Annotated in this window: 2 protein-coding genes; both read left to right on the top strand. The window is 48.6% G+C overall.

What is annotated here, in order from left to right; all coding sequences use genetic code 11:
* Nucleotides 1-1,491, top strand: a 1,491-nt coding sequence (locus tag ACO6V5_RS00040; RefSeq protein ID WP_422492040.1) for a hypothetical protein, incomplete at its 5' end; no start/stop codon positions are given.
* Between the two features lie 81 nt (nucleotides 1,492-1,572).
* Nucleotides 1,573-6,395: hypothetical protein (locus tag ACO6V5_RS00035; RefSeq protein ID WP_422492039.1), on the top strand; the 4,823-nt coding region annotated here is incomplete at its 3' end.

Raw genomic sequence — 6,395 nt, 5'->3', positions numbered from 1 at the left:
GTCAGAGGAATTGATGGTTATCAGACAGTGGACGAATTTGAGCATTTCCTTGGCGACAAACACGGCGTCAATCTGCCTCACTTCAAAGCCGTTATCCAGCTGCTGTCCGACAAGGGTGTTGATGAATTCGTGCAAAGTGCCTTTATTCCTGTGACTTTGACTGCAACTGGCCCGGCAGCTATGAAAGAGTCGGTTGTCGGCATGAAAGAGTATGCAGCAGCGGTCATCGCCAACTATGTTCTTGACGATATTGCCTTTGACAATGGCCGCAGGACAGCAGCGTTTCTGGCCAATGTTCAGGATACCCTGACACCTTATGCCAATGCTGCCGGGCTCTCTGAATCAGAACTGATCAAGGCTATCCATGGCACCTTGATGCAGGCTCATGCCGCAGCAGTTGAGCAGCAGCTCAATGAGTACTGGGTCAAACCTTCAACCTCTCTGGTACAGGCTGTCACCTGGTACTTCTCCAGCTACAAACCGCTACTGGCAACCCGTACCGCCCGGCAGGCTGCGGCGCTGTCCCTGGCAAATATGTCGTTCCTCTATCTTCTGGATCTGACCAACCGGGGGGATTACCTGCATCGGGTGCTGACACCTTTCCAGCACTGGCTGGAAGGCTATGGTGTTGATCTTGGCCGAACCGGGCAATATGCCTACCACAGCGACCTTGAACAAGTCACTGAAGTGGGCGGGCTGGCCATGCCATTGGGTAAAGCCGCTTCCTCCGTCATTCTGCTGAGAACCGGCTCTATGCTGTTTGCCCGACAGTACAACGCCAACCCGCAGAGGTATCGCAGCATTTCTCGTCTGGTGCCCGAACTAGTGAAATCCATAGGTTCCGGACAAGGGGTTCAAGTACCCCTGCTGCACAGGGCGACACCACAAAAAGTAAAAACCCTGGCCTCGGCCACCGCCGGTCTGGTGCTGGGCCCGGTAGCCACGGTCGGAGCATACGCTCACGGTCTTATATCAGGGTTTACCTATGCCCAAACCTTCGGGTTCGCGCTGGCGTCGGGTCTCACTTTCGATTTCTTTATGAACGACAACAAGATGCTCACTCAATGGCTGGGTGGACCTCTGGGTCGCAGTCTTGACAAGATTAATCGCTGGCTGGGCGTGGGTGAAAGGCAAGATAACTATGTAAAACGTACGACAGTTTCTACACCTCAACGCTTCAATGAAAACGATGAAGCCTACGCAAACCGTATTAAAGCAAACAGCACCCTGTATGGCTGGACTCGACATGAAAATTACCTGCAGTTCCGTGAACGCCGTGATCGCACCATGAAACTGTTTGAGAATGGCTGGGAGAAATACTTCAGGGAGAATGTGCCTAAATGGTCGTTCTCCCATGCAGAAAGTATTCCTTACTTCTACACTCTTGGAGTCTTTTACGAATGGCAAAAGGGCGATGATCAGAAAGACGGTCATGATAAGAGAAATTACCATCAATCAAGCTTTCCATCTGAAACCTCAAGATCACCATGAGCGATTTTAAAAGTTGCTTCCTCGCCCGGTACGGCAATCACTTTCCAGGGTAATAAAAGTACTCAGCTCTGAGGTAGTGGAATGACAAATGCTCATCCCAAGGTACTAACTCTTACAGTGGCCATTGCAATCAGCTCTTCCATTGTTAGCACACAGGCGCTGGCCGATCGCAGGCTGCAGACAAAATCTGTCAAGATTCTGGTGGATGAACATACCGAATATACACAGAGTGACGTCATGGTTCGACCAACTCCGGGTCTTGACCAGCAGCCAATACCGAAATGCTTTACAACCACCTACCCTTATCAGGTTCGAGACAGAGTGGACCAGCACCTTCCCACTATAAGTTTTACAGAAGTTCTTCATAATATTGATGGTGGCGTTGCCACTGTTGATCTGTTTGAAACAGACGCAAATAACCTTGCTCAGAAATACACCAAAGTCCTGAAAGTGGGTGATGAGAGAGTCTTCAGATTTACCCATAACCTTCAAGAAAAGGAACTGTTCATTGAAGTCAGAGCCGGAATGACCGATCAGGATTCAGTTAAGGCTGTTCAAGCACAACATCCCGGGCTATTTGGCATGGAGCCGTTAACGAAAATCGCCACCCCTCATCAACTGGCTGACTTGCTGATAGCGGCGAATGACATGGCAGGAAACCTCGGCACCAGTGACCACTACGTCGCCCTTGCCACCATTGAAGTAGAAAAAGTTGCAGTAAACGGACGCACCTTCATGCGTCTTATCGCATCAGGCGACCAGCCCCCTGAACTGCATAGCCTGGGTCAATCACTGTTTGTCAATGACGAGGCTCTTCTGGCAGCGGCCACCTCTGCCTATTTCCAGGTTCATGTTTTCGGAAAGGATATACAACAGCAGGCTCTTAATGACCTGTTGGCACACAGCAAGCCCGTCGGCTACGTTGTACACGTCGGGGATGGCGCACAGGTTTCTCCTGTACCTGCGGGTTATCCAAAGCTCGAAGTCGCAGAAGCTTCGGGAGAGGTTATTGTTTTTCGTGGTCAGAAGCTCAATCCCCGTGATAGCGCTTTTGTAGAAAAGCTCCACAACCTCTGGCAAGAAGCTGAGGGCAATAACCTGGCCCCTGCATTGGTAGCAAAGATTAATAGATTTAAGGTCAACAGCTATCAGCACATTATTCGAAGCAGGCAAATGGCCGTGTTAGAGGAGCTTGCCGCACGGCACGCTGCTGAAGTGAGCGAAAGTCAACCGCCGACGCTGACAAACGAAGATAAACGGTCGGCATCTGCGCTTGCATTCTACGAATATCTCCAGCAGGCATTGGCCAGTGCCAGCCAGAATCGGGCAACTACGACGGTAGATTTTGAGTTCACCCGCTGGAAAACATCCAGAGCCGCCTCGTCTGCCATCACGCCAACCTGGCTGCAGATTCAACTGACAAAACATTTCAGCTTCAAACCCGAACTGAGAGACCTTCTGAGTAATCAGAATGTTGTTGAGGGTATTATGGGTCTTGTACCCGTTGTCGACGAATCACAGCTCGATCTTTCTTACGACAACGACCGCTTTACTTTCAAAGTCCTGAGCGATATGGCCAGGCAGCTGATTGAGAGGGAAAAGAAACTGACAGTCCAGCTGAAAAGAGAATGGAAACTCACCCAGGTAAACAACCACTTAAAGATCATGTTGGGGAAAGCCAGTACCACTGAAAAGCAAAAGCTCATAGTACTTCAGCTTAAGCATCAGGCTGAGCATGATCTTCGAGAGCTTCGTGGCGCAACGGAAAGAGGGCAAAGCCTGTTACGGGAATATCGGCAGAAAGTCGAACGAATCCCGGAGCTGGAAAAACAACTTCGAAATGCCAGAGCGGAAGCCACAAAAGCCCGCAATGCCCGACTGGCAGAAGAGCTTGGCATTGAAAACTGGGATGATAGCCAGCCGCCGGAAAAACAAACCAGGCTCATCAGTATAAAAATTCATGAAATCAACCAGGCAGTGTTGGCAAGAGAACCGGCAAGAGGACCGGCAACAGGACAGCCTGAGGGAGACTCTATAGAAACAACACCGTTGGCTCTTCAGCACCAGAACACCAGAACAGAGGCTGAAATCAAAGCCAGCTATGCAACCCTTGCCGCACATTTAAACCTTCAGAATTTTGATAGCAATGCAGATATTGATGTTCAACTCGATCACCTGCTTCGGAGAATTGAGGTACTGAACGCTCAATTACAAGGTGAACATATACTGAACCTTCAACAAAAAAGCCTGTTTGACAGATTTCAGTCACTGAATACCCAGGGCAATACCCGCAACGAAGATCAACAACATTTGCTTCAGAAAATCCGGGCACTGAATGCTCAATGCTGTGCGGAAGAACCTGACGTCAAAGTTGAGCAAGATGGTCTGGCACTGATTTTACGTATCAGGCTGGATGACGGCGCGATGGAAGAACACCCGGCCCTGAAAACAGCAATGTATAAGAGGTTCCGCAGTCTTGAATATTTGGATGAAGAACTGAAAGACATCAGAACACCAGACCACCTCAAAGCCATGCCTGAAGTACTGGAGAAACTGTCTGACGTGGAAAAAGCCCTTGATATGGATGACCTCATTAGTCAGGAAGATGTGTATTACCGTCGTCGCGCCATTTCTGAGGCAATTCAGGCAAGTATGAAAAAAGCCAGGCAGCAGCAGGAGGAAGTGGCTCTGAAGGTGCTGAAAACAGTAGAAGACATGCTCAAAATCGAAGTCAATAATGAAGATGACAAAACAGCAAGGCTTGCCAGGGTTCGAACAAAACTTGACGGCGGTGATGTCTCAGAAGCCATGGTGGATGAGATAGAGCATTCACTCCGCAAAGAAGACATCACATTCTGGAGCAGAATGGGGAATACAAAACTCCAGGACCTTCAGAGGAGTCTTGACTTTTATGTCGAAAAAGTAGAAAGAGTAACCATAATAGAACAGAAAAAGATACTCAAAATTGTAGAGGACAGACTGCACATCTACGGGTTCGTAGGCGATGAGGCCAATGAAAGAGGCACGGCTTTCGTTGCTAAACTGGCCAATGATCTGGGGGTAATACTTAGAAGAAAAGCCCAGCTGTCTGAAAACAAGTATGTTCTTGAAAACAAAATTTTGGCAATACTGGCAGAAGTAGACGAAGCCTTTGATAATGAGGATGTCAGAAGAAGCAGAAACAATGAAATCGCTCATCAACTCAACATTGAGTCCTATAAAGATGATGCCAGCATAGACGACCAGAATATTTTAATTGAACAAAAACTCCTACAGCTTTGTGAAGAAGTTCTCAAATCAGGTTTTGCCACCATTGATGAGCATATCACAGCCATTAATGCTGAGCTTGACTGGCAAATGGCCCGGCTGGGACCTAAACCCCGATATGTTCTTGATCGCGAGCTGGCCAGTGCCAGACAAACAATACAAAAAGCTGAAAGTGAACTGGCAGCCGCTCAACGCAGGCTGAATACTATACGTGGCAAACACATATTGTTTGCGGGGCGTCCCGCTGAGCTACAAGATCTCTCGAATGAAGAGAACATGGCCCTCAATCAGGCAATGAAACAAATTCAGATAGTGTTGGATCTGGCTGCTGTTGACGAACAAACCCCTGAGGAGCGACTGAGGGACTTCAGGCACTTCCTGCGGGGATACAATACAGAGAGACGGGGTGAAATCCTTAATGAACTGAAGGCCAAAACAGGTCTGAGCATCCAGATAAAGGGTGACTTCGATTCCGTGGCAGGCGCTGTAGACTTTTTCAGCCTGGCAGCCTTTCCAGATTCTGATGGTCAGGACGAAGACAATGAAGTATCGGGTGAAGTGTTTATAAACAGGAAAAAGTACTGTCAAATCGTGGAATTCCTGAATGAGCACTACAGAAAAAACATTAAACTGGGGGAAGCACGGCTTGAACAGAGGAATGCAAAAGAGAATCTGGATCGTAAAGTAAAGGAGATGATCGATTCTGGCGACATCGATCAGAAAGCTAAAACCCTGCATATGGACGAAATGGAGAGGCTGGGCTTAATATCGAAGCAGGCAAATGATGCCGTATCAAAAGCAGTAAAGGCTCTGTTGGATCATCATAAAGCGAGTCTTGACGCCACTGAAGAAACTGCGGGCCTCAAACCGGACTCTTCTGACACCCGTGAACACCGGATTAATGCTCTGAGAAACAAAAAGCTGCAACTGGGTGGGCGTGATGGTAAAGGTGGCAAGCATCATCAACTGGTTCAGGAATGGATTCACCTGCAAGATGAGATTGGAGCCAGGAAAGCAGACATTGAGAGAATGAAGGAAGTCCTGAGGGCTGCAGAGGAAGTGGTCGAAAATGACGACGGCCCCTTCCAGTTCACGCCGAGACAGGTAAAAGTTCTGGCCGATATGAACACCTTCACAGAGCAGCACCCTCTCAGGCAACAGGCTCTGGATGCTGCACTGGGCCTGGCTGAATCAGCAGTCAAAAGCGGTAAAACAGTACCCTGCCTTGCGACGTTCGATTTTAACGATGAATTTGCAGCAATTCGCTTGCAGGCTCTGATCGGAGACGATCTGACGTTTAACCAGGCCAGTCGTATTGTAGAAGTCTTCAAAAGCCTGAAAACGAGCATCCCACCCTTCCCTTTTGAGCCTGGAGAAGATCAGCCTCAGAATGTCATTGAACAAGTCCAGGCTCTGGCAGACAGGGTCAGAAATGAGATGAAAACCGGGGCTCAACAATACGACGATGAAATACGCGGCATGGGCAAAAGAGCCATTCACTTCGTCGAATATGAACCCGGGGATCTGAAAGACTTCTCGAAATACTTCGCAACCCATTCTGCCAGTGGCAACAAGATCATAGCTCTGCTGCGTGAAGGACTGATCAGCAAGATTGAACTTGGGAATTACATAAACGC

The organism is Endozoicomonas sp. ALD068 (assembly GCF_049310145.1).
In the GTDB taxonomy this organism is placed as follows: Bacteria; Pseudomonadota; Gammaproteobacteria; order Pseudomonadales; family Endozoicomonadaceae; genus Endozoicomonas_A.
The sequence above is the reverse complement of the archived record's forward strand: the minus strand, read 5'-3'. Positions and strand labels throughout refer to the sequence as shown.